The sequence below is a fragment of the Tolypothrix tenuis PCC 7101 genome, assembly GCF_963874875.1.
Taxonomy (GTDB): Bacteria; Cyanobacteriota; Cyanobacteriia; order Cyanobacteriales; family Nostocaceae; genus Aulosira; species Aulosira tenue.
Window position 1 is genome coordinate 6,736,598 of sequence record NZ_CAWNJS010000001.1, and the last position, 21,404, is coordinate 6,758,001.

Here is a 21,404-nt window from a genome sequence, read left to right on the forward strand (position 1 = left end):
TTATCCTTAAGCTAACAAATTACTTGATTGATGCACTCTCCAAGCCTGGTCAATAATTTGTTCGACTTTACTAAAGAAGGCTGTTTCTGAAAAATTTGTCACTGCATGATTCCGAATGTTTTGGTAATCCCAAGTTATTTCACCAGCTTCTAGTAATGCAGTTTGTAAAGATTCTGGTGTTTGTCTCTTAAAAAAGACTCCTGTTTTTCTGGGAACTTGAGTATCTAAAACACCACCTGCTCCATAAGCAATAACTGGAGTACCACTAGCATTAGCCTCCACTGGAACCAATCCATAATCTTCTAAAGCCGCAACTATCACAGACTTAGCTTTAGAAAATAAGTCTTTACGTTTTGCATCGCTGACGTGTCCTAAGAACTGAATATTATCTAACGCTTTGGATTTTAACCGCGCTTGTTCTGGCCCATCGCCTGAGATTAATAAACGCCACCCTAGCCAATTAAAAGCTTCAATTATTATATCTAAACGTTTATAACTGATCATCCTCGCAGATGCCAAATAATATTCTTCTTTCTGATCTGAGAAAATGAAGTTACTGGTATCAATGGGATAATTAATGACAATAGCTTGCTTTTGATAAATATCCTGAATGCGCCGAGCCACAATACTAGAATTAGCAATATATAAGTCCGGTTCCTGTGCATATTCCAAATCTACCTTTCTCATGACTTGGAATATTCTTTCTAGTAACGGTGCAAAATAGCGATAATCACCGTATTCCCTTAAATAAGTTTCTGTATCCCACAAGAAACGCGTAACATTATGGCAAAAGCAAATATGTAGCGCTTGGGGTTTTTTTCTGACTGCTTTCGCAAAGCTCGTACTACTACTGATAATTAAGTCGTAGTCTTGTAAATTTAAAGCGCGAAAAGCAGAAAAATAAAAAGGAGCCATCAAGCGAAAATTTTTGACTGCACCGGGAATTTTCTGTAAAAAAGTTGTATTAACTACACGCTCACTTAAATCTATAGTTTTTTGATGATTGTAAACAGAGGTGTAAATATCAGCTTCAGGGTAGCGCTTACAAAGCAATTCAAACACGCGCTCTGCTCCACCGCGCTGGGTTAAGTAATCATGGACTAGAGCAATTTTCATTAGTTCAATCTCCAGTTTCTTTAAGGTTTGCTTGAATACTTCCCAGCAAGTAATAGTAATTCTTAGTTCGTAATTCGTAATTCGTAATTAAGAGGATGTTTTAAAAAGATTTAGTAATTTATCAAATAATTTTAGGGACTTCCAAATAAAAAAATATCCCAGCATCTATTGTGGGGTGGACATCTTGTCCGGCCCGTTTATGTGGCGGGCAAAATGCCCGCCCCACAAGATGGAATAATTTATTTGTTGGAAGTCTCTTATATGCTGATAAATCCGCTTTTTCAAGGGGAATATTGGCACTTGAGAAGTGCTTAAATTCACAGCGAACCACTTTTAAAACAACCTCTAATAAGCTTAATTATTTGTAATCTCAGAAGATGGAGTTGAAATTAAACAGGTTTCCAGTAGCGCCTTATAAATAGGATGCTAAGGACGCTAAGGAATAGTAGAAAAAGATGTTGGTACGTAGTCAGGAATTTAATAGTGAAAAGAATAAATTCCTGACTACACACTGAATTTAACCGACAGCTACGAGAGCTTTTTCTGTGGCAAAATAAGCGTTTTGTTCGGCTCTTAATTTATCGCAAAGTCTATCTGCGGGTAATTCTATATCGTCGTAAGTTAGCACTTGATCCTTGGGAATATCGCGTTTGAGGCGACATCCTTCAGCTAATCCCATTGGTAGGAGGTTTTGCTGTTGTGCGATCGCAGAATTTTCGCATTGTCCGTAGGTCATGTAGTAGCCGATACCATCTAAGGTTTCTCCGGCTTTTAAATCAATTTTAGCGGTGGTGACTACATCTACTATCGGGCCACCCAAGGGAGCCATCACAGCATCTTGGAAGAGAACCGCACGGGCTACCGAGAGAGGAACTTCAAAATGGCAGAGGTGATAAGGAGTATAGAAGCTGTAAAGTGGGCCTTCACCGAGTTTGTACAAGTTGAGATAGTGGCGTTGTTTGGGATCGTCGTGGGTCGCAAATACAAATACCCCTGGGCCTGGTTTAGCACCAACAACATAATCAACAATACCGCCCAATTCCTTCAGCTGCTCTACATCATACATATTGGTCATTTCATCTACATGACCTGTGAAGTCATATCCCAGCATTCCCCGTTTCGCAACCTTCATCCCGGTAGCGTTGGCGACGATCGCTTGCTCAAAGGAAATTTTGCTCCCATCAGCAAAGCTAGTTACCATGTGGGCTTTTTGACCCCAACGTTTAGCGAAGGCTTCTTGAGTGGTGGGATTGCGATAGGGGTCTTGTAAGCCCTTGATGTTACCGCACAATAGGGGAGTCAAACCAATGCTCTTTACAAAGCGGTAGAGGTTCATTTCTACCCCTGGCTGATCGCCATCGCAAGCGCTGAGAATCACACCAGCTTTGTCTGCATAGACCTTGAGGATAGGGCCAATGGTGCCATCGAGTTCAGCATTCATCATAATCACGTGTTTGTGATGTGCGATCGCACTCATGACGATATGTGCGCCAAATTCGACTGCACCGGTAACTTCGATTAAAGCCTCGATCCCATCAGCACGAGTCAGTAACTCTGCATCCTCTGTGACTGCATATTTACCCTGAGCGATCGCATCTTCCATATCGGTGATATTGGTCACCACTTGAATATCTTCGATACCTGCTTCTAAATAAGCTCGCTTGGCTGCATCAATTTGGCGGTTGGAGATAGCAACTAACTCCATTCCTGGCACAGAATTAATAATTTGGTTAGCAATACCTCTACCCATAAAGCCTGCACCAATCATCCCCACTTTGATGGGTCTACCTAAAGCTGCGCGGGCTTCTAAAGCGCGGTCTATAATAATCATTTTGTAATTCCTACATACACAATAATTGTTAAAAATCTCTTCCGCTGTTCCCTTTTTCCCTAACCTTGAGTAGTAAGCCAAGGCAATTGGCGGGGGAAAGGGTAAAGGAGAAAGGTATTTGTCCCTTACCCTTTTCCCTTTAACCTTTACCCAACCTCCACCTAACATTTTTGGGTTGGCAAACTACTAAACTTTAGCCTCTATTTCTACTCCACCAACGGGCATCATGCTTAATAAAGGCCAATTTAAATCTTTCTCAGAAATTTCTGTGACTTCTAAAGGCCATTCAATGTTAAAGAATGGGTCATCATAACGTAAACCACGCTCATAACCTGGTGTGTAAAATTCACCAACTTGATAGACAACTTCAGCATCATCTGTCAGCGCTTGATAGCCGTGGGCAAACAGTTCTGGTACATATAAAGCGCGGTGGTTATCGGCAGTCAGTTCCACACCAATATGAGATAAAAAGGTGGGAGAGTCAGGACGCATATCAATAATTACGTCATAGATAGCGCCTTTAGTACAGCGAATTAATTTAGTTTCGGCTGCTGGCGCTAATTGATAATGCATCCCTCGCAATGTCCCCTTTTTGTAGTTATACGACACATTACATTGAGCAACTATAGATTTTAAGCCGTGGGTAACAAACTCTTGCGCGCAAAAAGAACGAGCAAAGAAACCACGGTTATCTTGCTTTTTTTCTAATTCAACAATAAATGCGTCTTTCAGTGAAGTTTTGATGAAAATCATAATTTACCTCAGAATTAATTTTTATTTAGGAGTAAATAACTAGCTAATTTGTGACAATTAGTTTGTTACTTAAACGGTTTCTAGTGCAGAATTTAACTCCATTCTGGGATATGTATCATCCCAATATTGAGTACATAGTTCTGGTCTTTCGGGAGGATTAGCTGTATAGCAGAAAAACAATGTTGCTCGTTCTTCTGTACGTACAGTTCCGTGATGTAAAACATTTTTGGTATCAGCAAAAATGACTGTACCTGCTGGCCCCTTACAAGATTTCCAAGCTGCTTGAGGAATGGCTTTTTTGACAATTTCATCATCAATTCCCATATAGCTTGATTGCCAAAGCTTGTAGTACAGCCAATAGTATTGCCACCTGAATAAAGAAGTTAAAGAACGGGGAATATATTCAAAAGGCCCTGTTTTTTCATCTACATCTTTCAGAGAAAGAAAAATTTTGATAATCCGTCTGTCTTCCGCATCGCTGTGCCAAAGCAATGTGCCAAATTGATGGTCGCTAGGAAAATCTTTGCGTAAATGCACACCATGAAATTTAATAGGAAGACCGATGTAATTTTCAATAATGTTGAGTAGCCGTTTTTCTGTAGCCCAAGCAGAGATTGCAGGAATGTCTGTAACTGTATAAATCTGGGGCCACCTTTCGTCTAGCTCGTCGTTATTGGCTTTTTCCATCTGGGATAATTGATGATCAGCAGCCTGGAGTAATTCGGAAGTAGAATTAAACCCTAAATCAGCCAGGGTTGTAACATATACTCCATCCTTTTTGAGAGCCTTAAGAATAGCGCGATCGCATTCTGCCAATGATGGTAGATTTTTCCTATGTTTCCATCTAGCTAAGGCACAAGCTAAGTCAGAATACAGCGCAGATAATTTGCGGTTAATGGTTTGCAACATGATACTAATCCTTTTTGATTTCAGATTAATTTAGAGGTTTAATTCTCTTTTTTTTTGCACTTGTTGAGTACATATCTCTGCTGTTTCTGCCATACTCGCTTCTTTAATAGCTATGACATCAAACATTGCTAATCCTAGTAAGGCTATAAAAGGAATAACTGTTTTCACAGCAGATACAGGCCATCTTCTTAAAGCACCGAAAAATACTCTTAAATCCGCTTCCTTACCATTTTGCAAAAGCATTCTTTTACAAAATTGTTTAGAATATCCGCTCTCTTCTAGTTTTAAAATAACTTCAGGTATATGTTTGTATTGCATTAATAGTGCAGACCTTGGCTCTTTCTGCCAATAACTCACACCAACAATACATTCTAAAAAAGTCTCTTTGGTGACAATCACACTGCCATTAGCGGCACAATAACCTGCTAAATATGCTAAACATATCCAATTATTTGCCGCATTTGGCCAGCGTTGCAGAGCCGTTTTAACTAAATCAGCACGATAGATTGTAGCTGTAAGAAATATGACTGCACCAACACTTTTTGCAAAGCAATGTTCAAATATTGCCTTACCATCACCACTACCATCTTCACTATCAGCATCAAACCAACGATTACCTACTATTGTTGGTGGATGAACTGCTTCACTAGTAATTTTATTGCGTCCAGAAAAGTTGAGAAATAATAATGATAAATATTCATGCTGCTTGATTTTGTTGATGACATAAGCAATAGCTCGGTTTTGAATCGGATCGTCATCACCAATTGTCCAAACATATTTAGTTGTGGCAGCATTGAGGCAGTAAAGAATATTTTTCATTACGCCTAAGTTTTCAGCATTGCGGTGAGACTTAAAGGTGATATGGCTGAGTGTGGCTTGCCACTTTTTTACAACCTCTGGAGTTTTATCTGTAGAACAATTATCAGAAACTAAAATTTCACAATCGGATTCAAAACCTTTTATAGCTTCAGCTAACCAAGCTAACTGTTTATCTAATAATTCCGCTCGATTATAAGTAGGAATAGCAATTGTTAGTAATTTATTCATTGGCTTCTTTAAAAGCTCATTCATTAGAAAAATAAATTCTGGTAAAAGATAATTCTCTGCGGAGAGGATATTTCCGGAAAATTTCCCTTTTTTAGCTATAATTTAGAACTCTAAACATTGGGTTATTTCATCCCATACCAAAGATAATCAAAAACCTAGTAGCGAAGGTTTTTGATTTTTGCTCATATCCCCGACTTATTTAAAAAGTCGGGGATATTGTAAATCAGCCAGCTTACGGTCTATACCTGCTGAAATTATGAATTTCTTACAGAAGTACTAATTTTTTTGCCAGAAAAAGTCTTTGTCAATTTGCTGGGTGCGAATTAGATACTCTAACTGCTTTAATCTTGTAAATCCTCTGAACAGGAAAGTATCTTCAGTCATATCTATTTGACTGAACAATTTAAATAGCTGTTCGGCACCTAATTGAGCATTCCAATCACACTTAAATCCGGGTAGCATATTGTTAATTTTCTCAAAAGATACCCGGTAGCTGCGGTTGTCTGCACCGTTATCGCCAAAAGACAATTGACAGCCTGTGAAGACATCTGCAATGATTTCTGCGATTTCTCTAACTCGATAGTTGTTTGCAGTATCCCCAACGTTAAAGATTTGCTTGTGTACGATATCACGAGGTGCTTCCAAGGCACAAACAATTGCTTTGCAGATATCTAATGCATGAACTAACGGCCGCCAAGGTGTACCATCGCTAGTCATTTTGATTTCTTTGCTAGTCCACGCCAAGCCAGCTAGGTTGTTTAAAACAATATCAAACCGCATTCTCGGCGAAGCCCCAAAAGCTGTAGCATTTCGCATAAAGGTAGGAGAGAAATCATCATCAGCTAGTTGCATGACATCTCGTTCTACCAAGGTTTTACATTCTGCGTAGGCTGTTTGGGGATTTACAGGAGATTCTTCTGTAACATCTCCCTCGGTAGCTACACCGTAAACACTACAAGAAGACATATATACAAAGCGACGTATACCCGCTTCTTTAGCTAACTTAGCTAGGCGCACTGAACCGTGATGATTGATGTCGTAGGTGATGGTAGGCGATAGTTGTCCAGTGGGATCGTTAGACAGTTCCGCCATGTGAACAATAGCGTCAATATCTTGTAAGTCTTTAAGTGTAATGTTGCGGATATCTTTATTTAGGGTTTTGGCTGTCACATCAGTACCATTGAATAGCCAGCCAGCTTTATAGAAACCTGTATCTACTCCTAAAACTTCGTGTCCTCGTTCCATTAACAGAGGAGGTAATAAAGAACCAAGATAACCTTCTGTTCCAGTGACTAATACTTTCATTGTTGTGAAGCCTTTGTATTGATTATTTGCTTGTGTTTCCCATTACTAAATAGGCGCAAAAATCTGCTTTAATTTTGCCTATTTCTTCAAATTAGTTCAGAGTTTTGAGTTATTGATACGGGACAATTTCATAAATTTTCAACCCAAGCGTCTCCCAAATGTATCTCGCCATCCTGACCAAGCTGTCATGTCTAAATATTGGAAGAACAAATGCTTTTTAGGATGTTGACATTCCACTCGCAATCCCGCACACCAAGGTTGAGGAGAATTGGTAAAGTGAATAATGTAGAGACGATGCAATAGCTCGTTATAAATATCTTCAGCAAAAAGACTTTCTTTCCAGGATGAATAATCATAAATTCTCGGCATTTGATTCCATTGCGGATGAATCAAATGCCATTTCCCTGCCAGAATTGCGTTTAGTCCATCCTGGCCATTTCTCACATACTCTTATAACTTTCATAACTTTCACCTAAATATTTGTTAGCTGATGTTGGGAATTGAAAATGGGATGCTATCAGCACACAGGTGAAGTTGAAAATCAATAACTACAGCAGCAAGGAAGACTCAGAGAAAGGCAATTTAGAGAGAGATGTTGCGAAACTCAGAAATATGGATATGGTGGGCAGTGCCCACCCTATGCCTATTGAGAATGCTGCAAAATATCAGATACCCTTGATGGGTTAAATAACCGATGCTGCTAGATGTGATGGTTCAGGAACTTGCGCCACAATTGCTTTGCCAATTTCTAGAGAAGAAGTAGCGGCTGGTGAAGGCGCATTGCAAACATGAATAGAGTTTTGCCCTGGGATAATTAAGAAGTCATCCACTAGCTTACCGTCATTCATCAAAGCTTGAGCGCGAACTCCTGCATGGGTAGGAACTAAATCTTGGGCTTGCACTTCGGGAATGAGTTGTTGCAAACTCTTCACAAAGGCGGCTTTGCTAAAGGAACGGATAATTTCTTGAATTCCTTCATCAGCGTGTTTGGCTGCTAATTTCCAGAAACCAGGATAAGTCATGACCTCAGCAAAATCACGCAAGTCGAAGTCTGTTTTGTGATAACCTTCGCGTTTCAGGCTCAATACGGCATTGGGGCCTGCATGAACGCTACCATCAATCATGCGGGTAAAGTGGACACCCAAGAAGGGAAAATCTGGGTTAGGTACTGGGTAAATCAGAGTTTTCACCAGGTAGCGTTTTTCTGGGGTGAGTTCGTAATATTCTCCCCGGAAGGGTACTATTTTCGCTTGTGGTTCCACATTACCTAATTTCGCCACGCGATCGCTATGTAATCCGGCGCAATTAATTACAAACCGAGTTTCAAAGCTACCATTGTTGGTTTCTAGTACCTGATTTTTCCCACTAGGTCTAATCTTCTCTACTTTGGTATTGAGGCGTAAATAGCCTCCTTGCTGTTGAATTAACTCAGCGTATTTCTCGCTAACTTGCTTGTAATTAGCAATACCTGTAGAGAATACTTTAATGCCAGCTACGCAACTGACATGGGGTTCAATTTCTCTAACTTCTTCGGGACTAATTCTTTGGACTTTAATGCCATTTTCTAAGCCGCGTTTGTAGAGATTTTCTAGGCGTGGTATTTCTGCATCGGAAGTTGCCACAATTACTTTGCCACAAATCTCATGAGCGATGCCATATTCTCGGCAGAATTCCACCATTGAATTAGCACCGTCACGGCAAAATTTAGCTTTATAACTTCCAGGCTTATAATAAATTCCTGAGTGAATTACACCGCTATTATTACCTGTTTGGTGAAATGCCCATTTGCTTTCTTTTTCTAATACTAAAATCCGGGCATTGGGATAGCGTTTGCCTAAAGCCATCCCTGTAGAAAGTCCAACGATTCCCCCACCAATAATTGCAAAATCGTACATTAGTATTATCGCACCTTTAAAAACAACCAATTTAAGAGTTTAGCGAATTTTAGATTTTAAATTTGGGATTTTATATTGAAAATCTAATTTTTAACTATTTTCAATCATCTAGATTTATATGCACTTGACAATCAGCAAGAGACTGGGAATAAATCTAAAATCCAAAGTCCAAAATCCAAAATTGATTCATCTCGCAACTCTTAAATATTCTACTACCATACTTTCCAAGGTGCCTGACCACTCTTCCACAAGTCTTCGAGATAATTCTTATCACGTAATGTGTCCATTGGTTGCCAGAAACCATTATGTTTGTAAGCCGATAACTGTTCCATATCTGCTAATTTTTCTAATGGTTCTTTTTCCCAAACTGTACTGTCATCAGCAATGAAGTCGATTACTTGTGGTTCTAAAACAAAATAACCGCCATTAATCCAAGCACCGTCACCTTCAGGTTTTTCACGAAAACTAGTAATTTTAGTTTGTTCTTGTCCCAAAGAAATTGCGCCAAAACGTCCCGCAGGTTGTACTGCTGTGAGTGTGGCTAAGGTATTTTGTGCTTTATGCAGCTTAATTAGTTCTGTAATATTTACATCACAGACACCATCACCATAGGTAAAGCAAAAAGTATCGTTACCTAAATGTTCTCTGACTTGCTTTAAGCGTCCACCTGTCATGGTGTTATCGCCTGTATTCACCAAGGTCACACGCCAGGGTTCAGCATATCCAGAATGCACATTCATCTGGTTAAAACGCATATCAAAGGTGACATCTGACATATGCAAGAAGTAATTAGCAAAGTACTCCTTAATGATGTAACCTTTATATCCACAACAAATAATAAAATCATTAATGCCGTGGGCAGAGTAAATCTTCATGATGTGCCACAAAATTGGTTTTCCACCAATTTCCACCATCGGCTTAGGTCTGATACTTGTTTCTTCACTTAAGCGTGTACCCAGACCACCAGCCAAAATCACTGCTTTCATGCAATTTCCTCAAGATTTGCAGGTAGTTTAATAATTAACTTTTCGTTGCTAATGAAGCGATTGCACCTGGAATAGAGAAAAATCTATTTACCATTTATCTTTCTCCGTAAATAATCTAACTAGATTTTTTCGATTTTCTGTAAAGACAAGGTAAATAAAAATCTTTCTTATATAAAAGCTTTATGAATACGGAGGAAATATGAAAATTAATTACTTCATAGGTGAGCGATATAACCCAAAAAATAAATCGGATTTAGCAATCGCTAAACCCGATTTTATTGATGATTTTCTCATACTTACCAATAATTGAGTATTAATTGAATGGTGATAAAATTTACTTTTTTCATAAAAAAATAGATTATACCAATTCAAATAATGTTTGCGACAGATAAATTCTTTGTAAGGGCACGGCATCCGAAATCTTTTGGCATATCAAATATCTTAATGGTGCCGTGCCCCTATCATCTGTCGCGTTCTTTTTTCAAAATGGTATTATTGGCAGTTGTAATAAATTCTTTGCTTAAATAATTGTGAGTTTGTAGCCAATACCACACAGCAATTATCCCTGCTAAAAGAAGATACTCCACGTATCTAGCAGTCAGAAATTTCAAATATCTAGACAAAAAAATTTTGCAACGCGCCGCTTTTCCTCACGAAAACGCTACGCGTGGCTTTCTAGTGTGGATGTAGCAATTAACTGGCTCCACCACATTTTTTATCAGCATATCTACGGGCGGACTACCACCCGTTATGAACGATCAAACTGAACTCTAGCCTCTAGTACAGCACCGCGTAAATTAACAGACCATACTTCTGCAAAATCAACAAAACTCTGACTCTGTTTGAATTTTGAATTTAGAATTTATGGCGGTACTATTTACCTTGTTTCTGCTGAATCCAAAACATTGCTACTTTGGAATAAAGCATCACATTTATTTTCTACAACAATGCAGAGGCTACTGAGTGCCTGTTGGTAGTTATCCATATCTTCTTGTTCCAGAGAGACTTTGGCGGATGTTTGTAAATCGTCAATTGCTTTCATCCGATTTAGTTCTGAATTTTGACTACCATATTGTGACAGCTCGTAGTGAATCATACCTCGTTTGAGGTAAACTTTCCCCTGTTTAGGGTTGATGCTTAACGCTTGGTTAAAGTCGGCGATCGCTTTATTGTACTCGCGCGCATAATCGTTGCTGTATTGAGCAATCTGTGAATGGACAATACCCCTTTGGTAGAAAGCTTCTGGTTGTGAGGCATTGATATCAATGGCTTTGGTAAAATCATTGATGGCTTGCTGATAATCTTGTTGCGAGTCACCACTATATTTAGCAACTTGGGCGCGGACAACACCTCGTCTGATGTAAGCTTCTACTTCCTTACTATTAAGACGCAGTGCATTATTAAAGTCAGCGATCGCTAAGGTATATTCGCGATCGGGATCGTTGCTATAGTCAGCTAGCATATAGCGCACATTACCCCGATTCACAAATGCTTTGAGTTCTCTGGGGTTGAGTTGCAAAGCTGCGGTGTAGTCGCTGAGTGCGCCTTCATAATCTTTCATGTTATAGCGGGCGTTACCGCGGTTAACATGAGCTTTGGCGTGGTTGGGTTCTTTTTCTAAAGCTTGGTTAAAGTTCTCAATCGCCCGCCCATAGTCTCGCACTTTGTAAGCTGCATGACCCTGTTTATAGTAATCATCAAAGCTGAGGTTTTTGTTTTTGATTGTCTGATTAGACATCAAAGTTTGTTGGGTATAAGCATTTTGGGAAACAACTGGGCTAGTTAATTTCACCATGACATCTAGATACCCTAACAAACCAAAACCGAGTACGCACAAGCCTACTGGGTACCATTTGCGATTTTTGAGGATATTGGGGAAAGTAGCTTTTTTGTTATGAGTGGGTTGCCATTGATGTGTTGTTAAGGGGGCTACAGGTTGCGGCCTTTGAGTAGGCTGATTGTAGCGATTTCTAGCTGGTATACGGGGTTTGAGGTGTTCTTTGGCTGCGATCGCGCGATGTGATGGGAAAGGATCGCGTCCACCTAAGCGTTTACTACGTTCGCACCAAGGACATGAATGTAGATGCTCGTTATAGCTATGCTGAGGATTAACGCTACAAGTAATCAGGCTTTCTTCCGCTTCAGCTATGGCTAGCATCCAAGTTTGGGCGCTGGGACGGACATGGGGATCGTTATGTCCATCTTCAAAACAACGCAAAAACAATTCTTGTAAGCTGGGGTGCAGAATATCCCAAGCTGGTGCTATGGGAGTAGCTAGGTAAGGAACTTTCCGCCTTTGACTGTAAGTAAAATGACCAGAAGCAATACGTGATTCGTAAGCGGGTGGTTCGCCAGCCCCTTGGAAAATACCAGAAAATGGGTGGGTACCTTCCATCAACAGTTGAAAGATCAGTACTCCTAACCCAAACAAATCGTGAGTAACTTCGCGATCGTGCTGTGAGAAAATCTTGTTTTGCAGTTCTGGTGGGGTAAATTCTGGTTTACCTACAGGGCATCGGTAAACAGCATGAGTATCAGGATCGAGTACCTGGAAGGAGTCTGTATCGACTAATGTCACCAGCGCTGTGTCGCTTACCAGGATATTGGACTCATTGACATCACCAATACAATATCCGCTACTATGTAAAGCCGCAAAAGCCGCCGCCAGATTTCTTGCTGTACGTAGCAGGTACTGATAGTTGAATAATGGGCAGTGTTGGCGGCGGGTTCTGGGATTGTAAAAGTCAATAATAGGACGCATCCCGCGAATCCGAGGCATTAAAAAGCCAACAATGCGATCGCTGCCATCTACTGCGCGTAATACATCCTGTGGCCAAGCAATGGAAATATGACCTAAATTAGCTGTAGGGTTTTCTGGCGGATTGACCAGCATTGCTTGGAGTTTGTAAGCGTGGGCGGCTGTGGGTTTGTGATAAACTTTAGCCACTAAGTTGCTTTGGGATGGTACTGCATAGATACAAGCTTCACCACCACGCCCTAGACTGACGTTAAGATTCAGAATTTCCTGTTTAGGAAGACAACGTAGTACCTGCATGATAGAGTTACGGTTAACGGGGGTTACTTAAAAATGCTGAATCATCTGGCGGATCTGGGCTTACGGTTTGCTGAGTGCCGCGATAATGAGTGTTAAATCATCATCAGTGCGCTGTGTAATCCGTTCAGATCCTAAAAACTTGACTAATTGTTCTTTAGCCACCGTCTTATCCTGAGTATTCGCGACAAAGTCGAATAACGGAAAGAAGAATGGTTTATGCGGTTCGCCAACCACCATATTTAAAGCCAGCATTTGCAGCCCATCGGTGAGCAGACTGACATTAACTATGGATTCACGCCATAATTTCATCTGTGCTGTTTCTACGGCTCCTGGCGAAGTCAAAAAAGTGGTTTCGTTAATATATTCACCACTGTCAGGCATAGTTAATGCCAGTAGATTCCCTGTACTATCTTTGGCTACTGCCAAGCCGTCACCAATCTGGGCCACCGCTACCACTTCTGGTGTGGCGACCATCACAATTAAGGTAGTTGCTAAATCCTGAAGCTGATTATTACATGCGGCCGCTTCGTCTTCTACCGCTTTTTTGGCGGCTAAGATTGCGTCTGTCAACAGCGATCGCACGACTCCATCATCCGCTAAAGCATCGCGAGTGACTTCTTTGATAGCTATGTTTTCTATCGCTGTTTCTACAGCAATCATCGCTCCGACTTTGCCTTGAATGGCTGAACCTGCACCATCTGCTGCTGCTGCCACTAACACATTATCCGATAATAATTGCCAGTGGTGAGCATCCTGACACAGCTGTTTGTTTTTTAAATGGCTAGTACCACATACTGATGCAGCTACTACCTGCCATTGAGGTATCTGTTTCGACATATTCATAGATTTTTTGCAACAGCTAGCTGTGTTAGTATCAAGCTGCAATATTTATTAAACAGTACCCCAACCTATTGGTGGTAGTGCTACTTGTTCATCAAGTTGTGAGTGAGACACAGCTGACATACTGGCTGATAACCAGACAAACATTTCAATAAAATTCAATCCCTTTAGTTTTAAGGGAGTACGTACAGCTATCTGGTTCAGACGTGTCATATTAGCATTTTCTACCCCTACAGTAAAAAATGCTACTTTTTTATTGGCTTCGTCACCTTGCAAGCGTTTACTTGCTTGTTCTACGACCTGATCTAACTCTCCTTGTGGCTCACCATCGGTAATCATAAACACCCAAGGACGGTAGTAGGCGATACCATTGGTACGATATTGTGATTTACGTTCTTGAATCATGTCTAAGGCTTTATGAATCCCTGAACCCATAGTGGTCAATCCTTGTGCTGTCAGGATTGGTGGGTTAAATTGATCGGCAGTCACAAAGTCTTGGACTACGTTCACAGTACTATCAAAAGTGACTATAGCTACTTCTACTCGTCTAGCTGCTAAAGAATTTTTGACCAATTCATCTTTTAAACTCAGCAAGCCTTGATTTAAAGCTTCTATGGGATCTCCTTGCATCGAACCAGATGTGTCTAGCAAGAGCACACAAGGGCATCGAGGTTCAGGATTTTCCGCAAATTCTACTACTTCATCAAGTCTTAATGTATCATGCATAACTTTGTGTGTTATGTTATAATTCAAAGTATTTTTTCCTTATTAGCTCTCAGTATATAGTTTTTAGGTAAAAAAAACTACATTCATGAGGATTTTATTTGCAGATCTCTTAATAATTATTAATGAGATTCTTCCCACTCAATTACCTACATATTCAAGAAAACCTTAATTTATCAGCGATTGAGTCAAGAAGAATTTACATATAGTTTACTTTAATCGCATTAAGCCATTTAGTGAACTTCATAATTCTAGTAAACTCACAATACAATAAATACCAGCATTTTCCCACAAAAAAGTTTAAAGCTTCTGTGTAGAAACCAGTAGTTTTATATGAAAAGAATAAATCATTGGGAATCGCAAGCATCATCATCATCAGAATTATCCTCAGTTCAATATGTTAACTGTGAAGCCAAAGCACCGTAAAAATACTAGGCTGTTCTCAGGGTACAAAATTTAACAAACAAGTTATACTGTGGTTTTTAAGGTCAGTCAGGGATGTAGATATTTCTTAGCAATAATTTGTTTCAAGAGAAAAATTAAAGCTAAGAAACCATATTCATTGTTGTTATTTCAAATTTACTTTGATTCACGTTGATTTTCCGGAAACCTCGAAAAGTATGAATCTCTCTGGCTCATTCACCAAACTACGTCCCCAAAGTTTGTTAAGTCAGTTATCTAAAAGTTCTGACAGTACCTATTTACGAGCATTTAGCAACTCTGTAACTTGGTCGATTTACCTGGAACAGGGGAAAATAACCTACGCTACCCACTCAGTTGAACCCTTCGATCGACTAGAACGTCATTTACGTCGTCTCAGCCATCAAATTCCTTTACTTACTAGTGAAACTCGCGTGCAATTACGTCTGATGTTTGAAGTTGACTCACCAAATCAACTGATGCAACACCAGAGTAATTCAGATAACGAACCACCGGATTATCAAGCAATTGTCTGGCTTGTCAATCAGGGACACTTACATTCCACACAAGCAGCAGTACTGATTCAAGAATTAGTCAAAGAAGTGATTGAATCTCTGCTGTTAATCAAAGTGGGAAACTATGAATTAAGTGATTTACCGCCTCATGTACCGAAAATTTGCAGGCTTGACGTAGAAAAGATTATCGAACGTTGCCAAACAAGATTAGAGCGTTGGCAATCTTTTGCTCCTCATATTTCTTCTCCCTATCAGCGTCCTTACCTGTTTATTAACAAATCAATTCAAAACCCAATATTTGTAGATCTGCAACCTAATTTAACTTACTGGATGAAGGGTTTTAGCCTGCGTCATCTGGCTGTGATTATGAACCAAGATGAAATCCAGCTGGCTCAACACTTATATCACTACATTGTTAATGGTGGAATTATATTACATGAAGCCGATCCGCCATTTGATAAATTACCTAAGACATTTAGCCCCAGCTCATCTCCGACCCAATATATAACAGAACCAGTTGAATCGGGATTAGTTAATAAAGTCGTAGAAGTCAATAATACCTATGCTAAAGCCTCCCCAGATATCCCTGTAGAGAATATAGAGCTTGTTGAGGAATTACCATATATTTCTTCTCCTTCTTTGGAAAACCATCAGGAATTAACACTACCAAATAACATAAATTTAGCTCCTGAAAGAGTAACCACTGCTACTGCAACCGCTAAAAAGGTTTACAAAATTATTTCTGTAGATGATAGCCCTACCATCCTCAGAGAAATTAGTCGTTTTTTAGAGGATGAAAACTTTGCTGTAGTGACTATTGAAGATCCACTCAAAGCTGTCATGTCAATTATTAGGCATAAACCAGACTTAATCTTACTAGACTTAAATATGGCAGGTATTGATGGCTATGAACTGTGCCGCATTATACGTAATAACTCAATATTTAAGCATACTCCTGTTATATTTGTTACAGGTAATAAAGGTCTGGTAGATAAAGTTAAGGCAAATTTGGTAGGAGCTTCTGGTTATCTTACTAAACCTTTTACTCGTGCCGAATTATTGAAGCTTGTCTTTATGCATTTGGCTTGATTAAATAAAGATTACATTACTTTTGGATTGTGGTTCGGAATTATTATATGCCTACCGTTTTAGTTGTTGAAGATACTCCCTCTCAATTAGAATTAATTAATAGTTATCTGGGAGATAGTGGTTACATCGTACTCAAGGCTTATGATGCTAAAGACGGGCTGAATCAAGCAGTCAATCACCAGCCTGATGTGATTATCACTGATGTTGTGATGCCAGGACTTAGTGGTTTTGAATTCTGTCGTCAATTGAAAAAAAATCCTGCAACCCAAAAACTACCAATTATTATTTGTAGTTCCAAAAATCAAGATATCGATAGAATTTGGGGAATGAAACAAGGAGCAGATGTTTATTTAACCAAGCCATTCACCAAACAACAATTAATCCGTGCGATTGAATCTGTAGTTGGGTGAAATAATTGCTACTAAAATACCAGCTTCTCATGTGGGTGCATCGTACTCAACCTGCAAGTATAGGTAGGCAATTTTTGGTAAAAAAATATAATATTCTGCTTTATTAGTTTATATTACCGAATGCTTATATAGCAATAATACTGGAATACAGTAGAGCGATCGCTTCTATAGGACTCATATTCAATTTCTGAAATTCATGTAGGATGCGTTAGCGTAACGCATCCTACAGCAGATGGAAAATTCAAAAATTAAAGTGCTGCACCAGATTTCGCTTCCGCACCCATAGGTGCAACATAATCACGGAAAAGAGTAATCTGTTGCTCAAAAGCTAATCCTTTAATTCTATCTAACAAAGCTTGAGCTTCTGTAGATAGCTTGTAATCGGAAGGCATAGGAATGATAGTACCGTCATCCATACCTTGAGATAAGCGATACCAAAAAAGTAACTTTGTGGTTTCACCTAAAGAACCGTATTGACGAGATAGTTGAGTGTCAACTTTGTTAATTAAATCACGCTGAACTTGTAATTGTTCCTCGTGAGATAATTGCTTCACTTGATTGAATAACCCTTCTGCAATGTCTGAAGAAGCCGTACTTGCACCGGGTGCTGCTGGTGTAATTGAACCACCCATCTCTTTGTAGATAAACCAAAACAAAGCAAGCTGTTGATCTACATCCAATTGTTGCCAAGCTTGAACATGTTCTCTGATAGTTGGATCGTTGGTTTGGGTGTATGTCATTACAAACTCCACTTAAATTTTTGATTACTTAGGTAACCGTAACAAAGTTATTTCTGTGGTTTAACCCTACTGAAGATAGAAGTATATAAATTTCCCAAAATAATCTTTAAAATCTGGCAAAAAGACAGGTTTTAGGGATTTACAGCTAACTAAGGCTAGTTTGTAAAATATTTTTTTTGCTATCTAAAGTAGCAGACACAAATAGAAATTTAACCTTACTGAAGACAGATGTAATGCTAATTTTCTGCCTCAAGCTACCTATGAAAGAATAAGGTTCAGTTAAGGATAAATTTGTGGACATAAAACCAACTATGTTACGAAACGTAAATAGGCTTACAACCCTTTAGGTTGCGCGTTAGCGGTACAAGCCGGGGAACTCGTAAGGGTGCAGTGGTTCACAAAGAATAATGACAGCCTTTAATTGCACTGCGATTTCGACTTAATATTTCTTATTTAAATTTTGTGAAATTCACGTTTACTTTATAGTCTTTTCGGGAAATCTAAATCTAACAGAAAACTGGGTAAGTAGAAATTTTGGTTAAAGCTTAACCGGGAAGCAAATCGGCCTTTTCCAAAGCACTAAGTGCTTACTAGGTGAAGGCTAAATTTTGCGGCTGAATTTAGTAGGTAATTGGCATGACTGGTGAAATTGTGAAAATCTACCCAATTTACACCTAATTAAAAATTTCAAAATTTACAAGCTCTTGGTATATGCAACAGCCATTTCAATTAGAAGATGTAGAGTCGGTAGCTAAATATTCGCGATTTTTCTCTCTTTCTCTAGATTTACTTTGTATTGCTGGTTTTGATGGTTATTTCAAACATCTGAACCAAACTTGGAGTAAAGTTTTAGGCTGGTCAAATCAAGAGCTAATTGCTAAACCCTTTATTGAATTTGTGCATCCAGAAGACCGGGAATCAACGATTTTAGAAGCAGAAAAATTAACAACAGGATTAGATACAATTTACTTTGAAAATCGCTATCTCTGTGCAGACGGCTCTTATAAATGGTTGTCATGGAATTCTACAACTTTCCACGAGGAAAAGTTAATTTATGCCATAGCTCGTGATATTACTATCACTAAAGAGCAGGAAATTGTTCTCCGGAATTCTCTGCAAGAATCAGAAAATTTAAAATATGCTATAAATGCTCATTCTTTGGTAGCAATTACTGATTACAAGGGCAGGATTACTTATGTTAATGATAAATTTTGCACAACCTCTCAATACTCCAGAGAAGAACTGATAGGAAAAAACCACAAAATTATCAATTCTGGTTATCACAGCAAAGAATTTTTCGCGCAATTATGGGAAACTATTTCTCAAGGGAAAATTTGGCAAGGAGAAATTAAAAATAAAGCCAAGGACGGTACTTTTTATTGGGTAGAAACAACTATAGTACCAAAGTTATCTGCGGACGGACGACCGGAGAAATATGTCGCGATTCGTACTGATATTACTCAGCGTAAATTTTCTGAGTTAGCGATTCGAGAGCGATCGCATCTTTCACTATTAAGTGCAGAAGTAAGTTTAATCTTAGCTCAAAGTGGGAGCCTGACTGACATTATTCAACAGTGTACACACACAATATCGCAATATCTGAATGTTGCTTTTGTGGGAATTTGGACTGGAGAAAGGCAGACAACAGATATTCAATTTCAAGCAGGTGTGACTTGTACAGATAGTAGCTGTAGCGTCTTAACAAATCTACAAAATTTCCCTAATCAAACTTTATTAGTTAATAGTGTTATTGACACAATCAATCAAAATCATCAAGTAATATTAAATCAAGACTTACCAACAAATTACCAATTTAGCAATCTAGAAAATATATCATCAAACTTACTTTTTTCAGCCTATCCATTAATAGTTGAAGAAGAATTAGTAGGCATTATGGCTTTATTTAGCTGTGAATCTTTGAGCCAACCTACTCATAATATGCTCAATTGGATTGCTAATAATATTGCTGTAGCTATTGATAGAATTTGGGCAAAAGCACAACTCCTCAGCCGTCGGGAAGCTTTACTACTAGGTCTAGCTAGCCAAATTCGTAGTTCTTTGGAACTCGATACTATTTTGGAAACTGCTGTGAGAGAAATCCGCAGTTTATTACAAATTGACCGTTGCTACTTTATCCGTTACTTACCTGATTTTTCTCAAACCAGCTTGTCTATTACTCATGAAGCACGTCAGCCAGAATTACCTAGTATATTAAGTGTAATTTCGCTAAAAAAATACTCTTTTTTAGCGAAACATCTGCTGCATCAAGAGCTAATTTGTATTCACAATATTGATAGCGATCGCCAAATTGAGGAGCATATCGAAAAATTCTTGACTGAGTTTGGTATTACTTCTTTATTATTGCTACCAGTTAGTAGTAATACGGGAGAATTAGGAGCAATTGTTTGTAGCCATTGTAGCGGCGAACGTGTATGGGAGGATAGTGAAATCAACTTGTTGCAAGCTGTCACCGATCAATTAGGAATCGCCATTGATCATGCACAACTTTATACACAAAGTCGTTCTGCTACCTTAGCAGCGCAAGCTCAAGCTGAAAAACTCAGTGATACTTTGCATAAGTTGCAACAAACTCAAGCACAACTCATTCAGCAAGAAAAAATGTCTAGTCTAGGACAATTAGTTGCTGGGATTGCCCATGAAATTAATAATCCAGTAAATTTTATTCATGGTAATCTTACCCCAGCTGATGAATATGTCCAAGAGTTGCTAGAACTACTAAAACTTTATGAGAAACACTATCCTTATCCTGTTCACGAAATTCAGGAATTTTGTGAAACAGTTGATTTAGAATTTATTGCTCATGACTTATTAAAACTACTTTCTTCTATGAGGATTGGTACTAATCGCATTCGAGAAATTGTGCTGAGTTTACGCAATTTTTCGCGTTTAGATGAAGCGGAAATGAAAGCAGTTAATATTCATGAAGGTCTTGATAGTACGCTCCTAATTTTACAGAATCGGCTAAAAGCTAAACCAGAGCATCCCATTGGCATTGAAATTATCAAAGAATATGGTGGATTACCTTTAGTAGAGTGCTATCCTGGGCAAATAAATCAGGTATTTATGAATATTATTAATAATTCTATTGATGCTCTAGAGAATGATCACAATCAGCATTCTCGGTCAGATACTCAAAACAATCGCAGCCAAATTAGAATCCGTACCGAACTTGTGAATAATAATCGCGTGATTGTGAGGATTGCTGATAATGGTACAGGGATCGCAAAAGATGTACAGTCAAAACTATTTGACCCATTTTTCACAACTAAACCTGTAGGTAAGGGTACAGGCTTAGGTTTATCTATTAGTTATCAGATTGTTGTAGAAAAGCACGCGGGAATTTTAAGGTGTGAGTCAATATTAGGTAAAGGCACAGAATTTTGGATTGAAATTCCTTTAAAGCAGAAAGAAACGCCGATTCTATCTCAGGAATTACGGCAGATTGCCAGTTGCTAAGTACAGATAAGTCAATACAGTTCAGTTTCATTAGAGATTGATTTGTCACTTATTAAATAAGCCAGATCAATTGGGGGATTCTCCCCCAAACCCCCGATTGGGTGACGGTTGCGTCCCCCAAACCCCCTCCAAAATTATGGTTCTGTTTTTTGTTGAGTAACTAGTGCATCGCAGCAAAAGTTTCTAAGCTGTCGTGATGGTAATGCTGAGTACTGATACCATTTTGAAAAAAGAACGCGACAGATGGGTAGGGGCACGGCACCAGTAAGATATTTGATATGCCAAAAGATTGC

16 protein-coding genes are annotated in these 21,404 nt (G+C 38.9%); 3 read left to right on the forward strand and 13 right to left on the reverse strand.

The window, feature by feature from the left end:
• Positions 1–6 precede the first annotated feature (6 nt).
• The 12 genes from AACU25_RS26510 to AACU25_RS26565 all read right to left on the reverse strand — a co-directional run bounded on the left by AACU25_RS26510 (position 7) and on the right by AACU25_RS26565 (position 14,463).
• Positions 7–1,116, reverse strand: a complete 1,110-nt coding sequence (locus tag AACU25_RS26510) for a glycosyltransferase (RefSeq protein WP_096580802.1) — start codon at positions 1,114–1,116, stop codon at positions 7–9.
• A 517-nt stretch (positions 1,117–1,633) separates the two neighbouring features.
• The gene (locus tag AACU25_RS26515) at positions 1,634–2,947 is read right to left on the reverse strand and encodes an NAD(P)H-dependent oxidoreductase (RefSeq protein ID WP_096580804.1); all 1,314 of its coding nucleotides are present in this window, start codon (positions 2,945–2,947) and stop codon (positions 1,634–1,636) included.
• Between the two features lie 186 nt (positions 2,948–3,133).
• Positions 3,134–3,700, reverse strand: a complete 567-nt coding sequence (rfbC, locus tag AACU25_RS26520) for a dTDP-4-dehydrorhamnose 3,5-epimerase (RefSeq protein ID WP_096580806.1) — start codon at positions 3,698–3,700, stop codon at positions 3,134–3,136.
• A gap of 69 nt (positions 3,701–3,769) precedes the next feature.
• Positions 3,770–4,609 (reverse strand): phytanoyl-CoA dioxygenase family protein, encoded by an 840-nt coding sequence (locus AACU25_RS26525; protein WP_096580808.1) that lies wholly within the window; start codon positions 4,607–4,609, stop codon positions 3,770–3,772.
• A 30-nt stretch (positions 4,610–4,639) separates the two neighbouring features.
• Positions 4,640–5,656, reverse strand: a complete 1,017-nt coding sequence (locus tag AACU25_RS26530) for a glycosyltransferase family 2 protein (protein ID WP_096584099.1) — start codon at positions 5,654–5,656, stop codon at positions 4,640–4,642.
• Between the two features lie 276 nt (positions 5,657–5,932).
• A complete protein-coding gene (locus AACU25_RS26535) occupies positions 5,933–6,961 on the reverse strand; it encodes an NAD-dependent epimerase/dehydratase family protein (RefSeq protein WP_096580810.1) in 1,029 nt (342 codons plus the stop codon).
• Positions 6,962–7,099: 138 nt separating this feature from the next.
• On the reverse strand, positions 7,100–7,405 hold the full coding sequence (locus tag AACU25_RS26540; RefSeq protein WP_321206796.1) for a hypothetical protein: 306 nt from the start codon (positions 7,403–7,405) through the stop codon (positions 7,100–7,102).
• 239 nt (positions 7,406–7,644) lie between these two features.
• On the reverse strand, positions 7,645–8,856 hold the full coding sequence (lhgO, locus tag AACU25_RS26545; RefSeq protein ID WP_096580812.1) for an L-2-hydroxyglutarate oxidase: 1,212 nt from the start codon (positions 8,854–8,856) through the stop codon (positions 7,645–7,647).
• 212 nt (positions 8,857–9,068) lie between these two features.
• A complete protein-coding gene (gene rfbF, locus AACU25_RS26550; protein ID WP_096580814.1) occupies positions 9,069–9,842 on the reverse strand; it encodes a glucose-1-phosphate cytidylyltransferase in 774 nt (257 codons plus the stop codon).
• Positions 9,843–10,719: 877 nt separating this feature from the next.
• Positions 10,720–12,897, reverse strand: coding sequence for a tetratricopeptide repeat protein (locus AACU25_RS26555; protein WP_096580816.1), 2,178 nt, complete (start codon positions 12,895–12,897; stop codon positions 10,720–10,722).
• A 60-nt stretch (positions 12,898–12,957) separates the two neighbouring features.
• Positions 12,958–13,740: a PP2C family serine/threonine-protein phosphatase gene (locus AACU25_RS26560; protein ID WP_096580818.1), complete on the reverse strand. Its 783-nt coding sequence runs from the start codon at positions 13,738–13,740 to the stop codon at positions 12,958–12,960.
• Between the two features lie 48 nt (positions 13,741–13,788).
• The gene (locus tag AACU25_RS26565) at positions 13,789–14,463 is read right to left on the reverse strand and encodes a vWA domain-containing protein (RefSeq protein ID WP_096580820.1); all 675 of its coding nucleotides are present in this window, start codon (positions 14,461–14,463) and stop codon (positions 13,789–13,791) included.
• Positions 14,464–15,080: 617 nt separating this feature from the next.
• Here AACU25_RS26565 and AACU25_RS26570 point away from each other — a divergent pair.
• Together AACU25_RS26570 and AACU25_RS26575 are read left to right on the forward strand one after the other, a co-directional pair.
• Positions 15,081–16,484, forward strand: coding sequence for a response regulator (locus tag AACU25_RS26570; RefSeq protein ID WP_096580822.1), 1,404 nt, complete (start codon positions 15,081–15,083; stop codon positions 16,482–16,484).
• Positions 16,485–16,531: 47 nt separating this feature from the next.
• A complete protein-coding gene (locus AACU25_RS26575; RefSeq protein WP_045873396.1) occupies positions 16,532–16,894 on the forward strand; it encodes a response regulator transcription factor in 363 nt (120 codons plus the stop codon).
• A gap of 248 nt (positions 16,895–17,142) precedes the next feature.
• Here the strand turns inward: AACU25_RS26575 and AACU25_RS26580 are convergent, their stop codons facing one another.
• Positions 17,143–17,634 carry an orange carotenoid protein N-terminal domain-containing protein gene (locus tag AACU25_RS26580; RefSeq protein ID WP_096580824.1) on the reverse strand — a complete coding sequence of 164 codons (492 nt, stop codon included), beginning with the start codon at positions 17,632–17,634 and terminating at the stop codon, positions 17,143–17,145.
• Positions 17,635–18,345: 711 nt separating this feature from the next.
• Between AACU25_RS26580 and AACU25_RS26585 the strand changes: the two genes are divergently transcribed.
• Complete coding sequence (locus AACU25_RS26585; protein WP_096580826.1) at positions 18,346–21,111, forward strand: PAS domain S-box protein; 2,766 nt, start codon at positions 18,346–18,348, stop codon at positions 21,109–21,111.
• The last annotated feature ends 293 nt before the right edge of the window (positions 21,112–21,404 follow it).

Bases quoted from the DNA above. Each gene is read 5' to 3' on its own strand.
- AACU25_RS26585 (WP_096580826.1), top strand. From the start codon at position 18,346: ATGCAACAGCCATTTCAATTAGAAGATGTAGAGTCGGTAGCTAAATAT.
- AACU25_RS26530 (WP_096584099.1), bottom strand. From the start codon at position 5,656: ATGAATAAATTACTAACAATTGCTATTCCTACTTATAATCGAGCGGAA.
- rfbC (WP_096580806.1), bottom strand. From the start codon at position 3,700: ATGATTTTCATCAAAACTTCACTGAAAGACGCATTTATTGTTGAATTA.
- AACU25_RS26535 (WP_096580810.1), bottom strand. From the start codon at position 6,961: ATGAAAGTATTAGTCACTGGAACAGAAGGTTATCTTGGTTCTTTATTA.
- AACU25_RS26510 (WP_096580802.1), bottom strand. From the start codon at position 1,116: ATGAAAATTGCTCTAGTCCATGATTACTTAACCCAGCGCGGTGGAGCA.
- AACU25_RS26555 (WP_096580816.1), bottom strand. From the start codon at position 12,897: ATGCAGGTACTACGTTGTCTTCCTAAACAGGAAATTCTGAATCTTAAC.
- lhgO (WP_096580812.1), bottom strand. From the start codon at position 8,856: ATGTACGATTTTGCAATTATTGGTGGGGGAATCGTTGGACTTTCTACA.
- AACU25_RS26560 (WP_096580818.1), bottom strand. From the start codon at position 13,740: ATGAATATGTCGAAACAGATACCTCAATGGCAGGTAGTAGCTGCATCA.
- rfbF (WP_096580814.1), bottom strand. From the start codon at position 9,842: ATGAAAGCAGTGATTTTGGCTGGTGGTCTGGGTACACGCTTAAGTGAA.
- AACU25_RS26570 (WP_096580822.1), top strand. From the start codon at position 15,081: ATGAATCTCTCTGGCTCATTCACCAAACTACGTCCCCAAAGTTTGTTA.
- AACU25_RS26525 (WP_096580808.1), bottom strand. From the start codon at position 4,609: ATGTTGCAAACCATTAACCGCAAATTATCTGCGCTGTATTCTGACTTA.
- AACU25_RS26515 (WP_096580804.1), bottom strand. From the start codon at position 2,947: ATGATTATTATAGACCGCGCTTTAGAAGCCCGCGCAGCTTTAGGTAGA.
- AACU25_RS26565 (WP_096580820.1), bottom strand. From the start codon at position 14,463: ATGCATGATACATTAAGACTTGATGAAGTAGTAGAATTTGCGGAAAAT.
- AACU25_RS26575 (WP_045873396.1), top strand. From the start codon at position 16,532: ATGCCTACCGTTTTAGTTGTTGAAGATACTCCCTCTCAATTAGAATTA.
- AACU25_RS26580 (WP_096580824.1), bottom strand. From the start codon at position 17,634: ATGACATACACCCAAACCAACGATCCAACTATCAGAGAACATGTTCAA.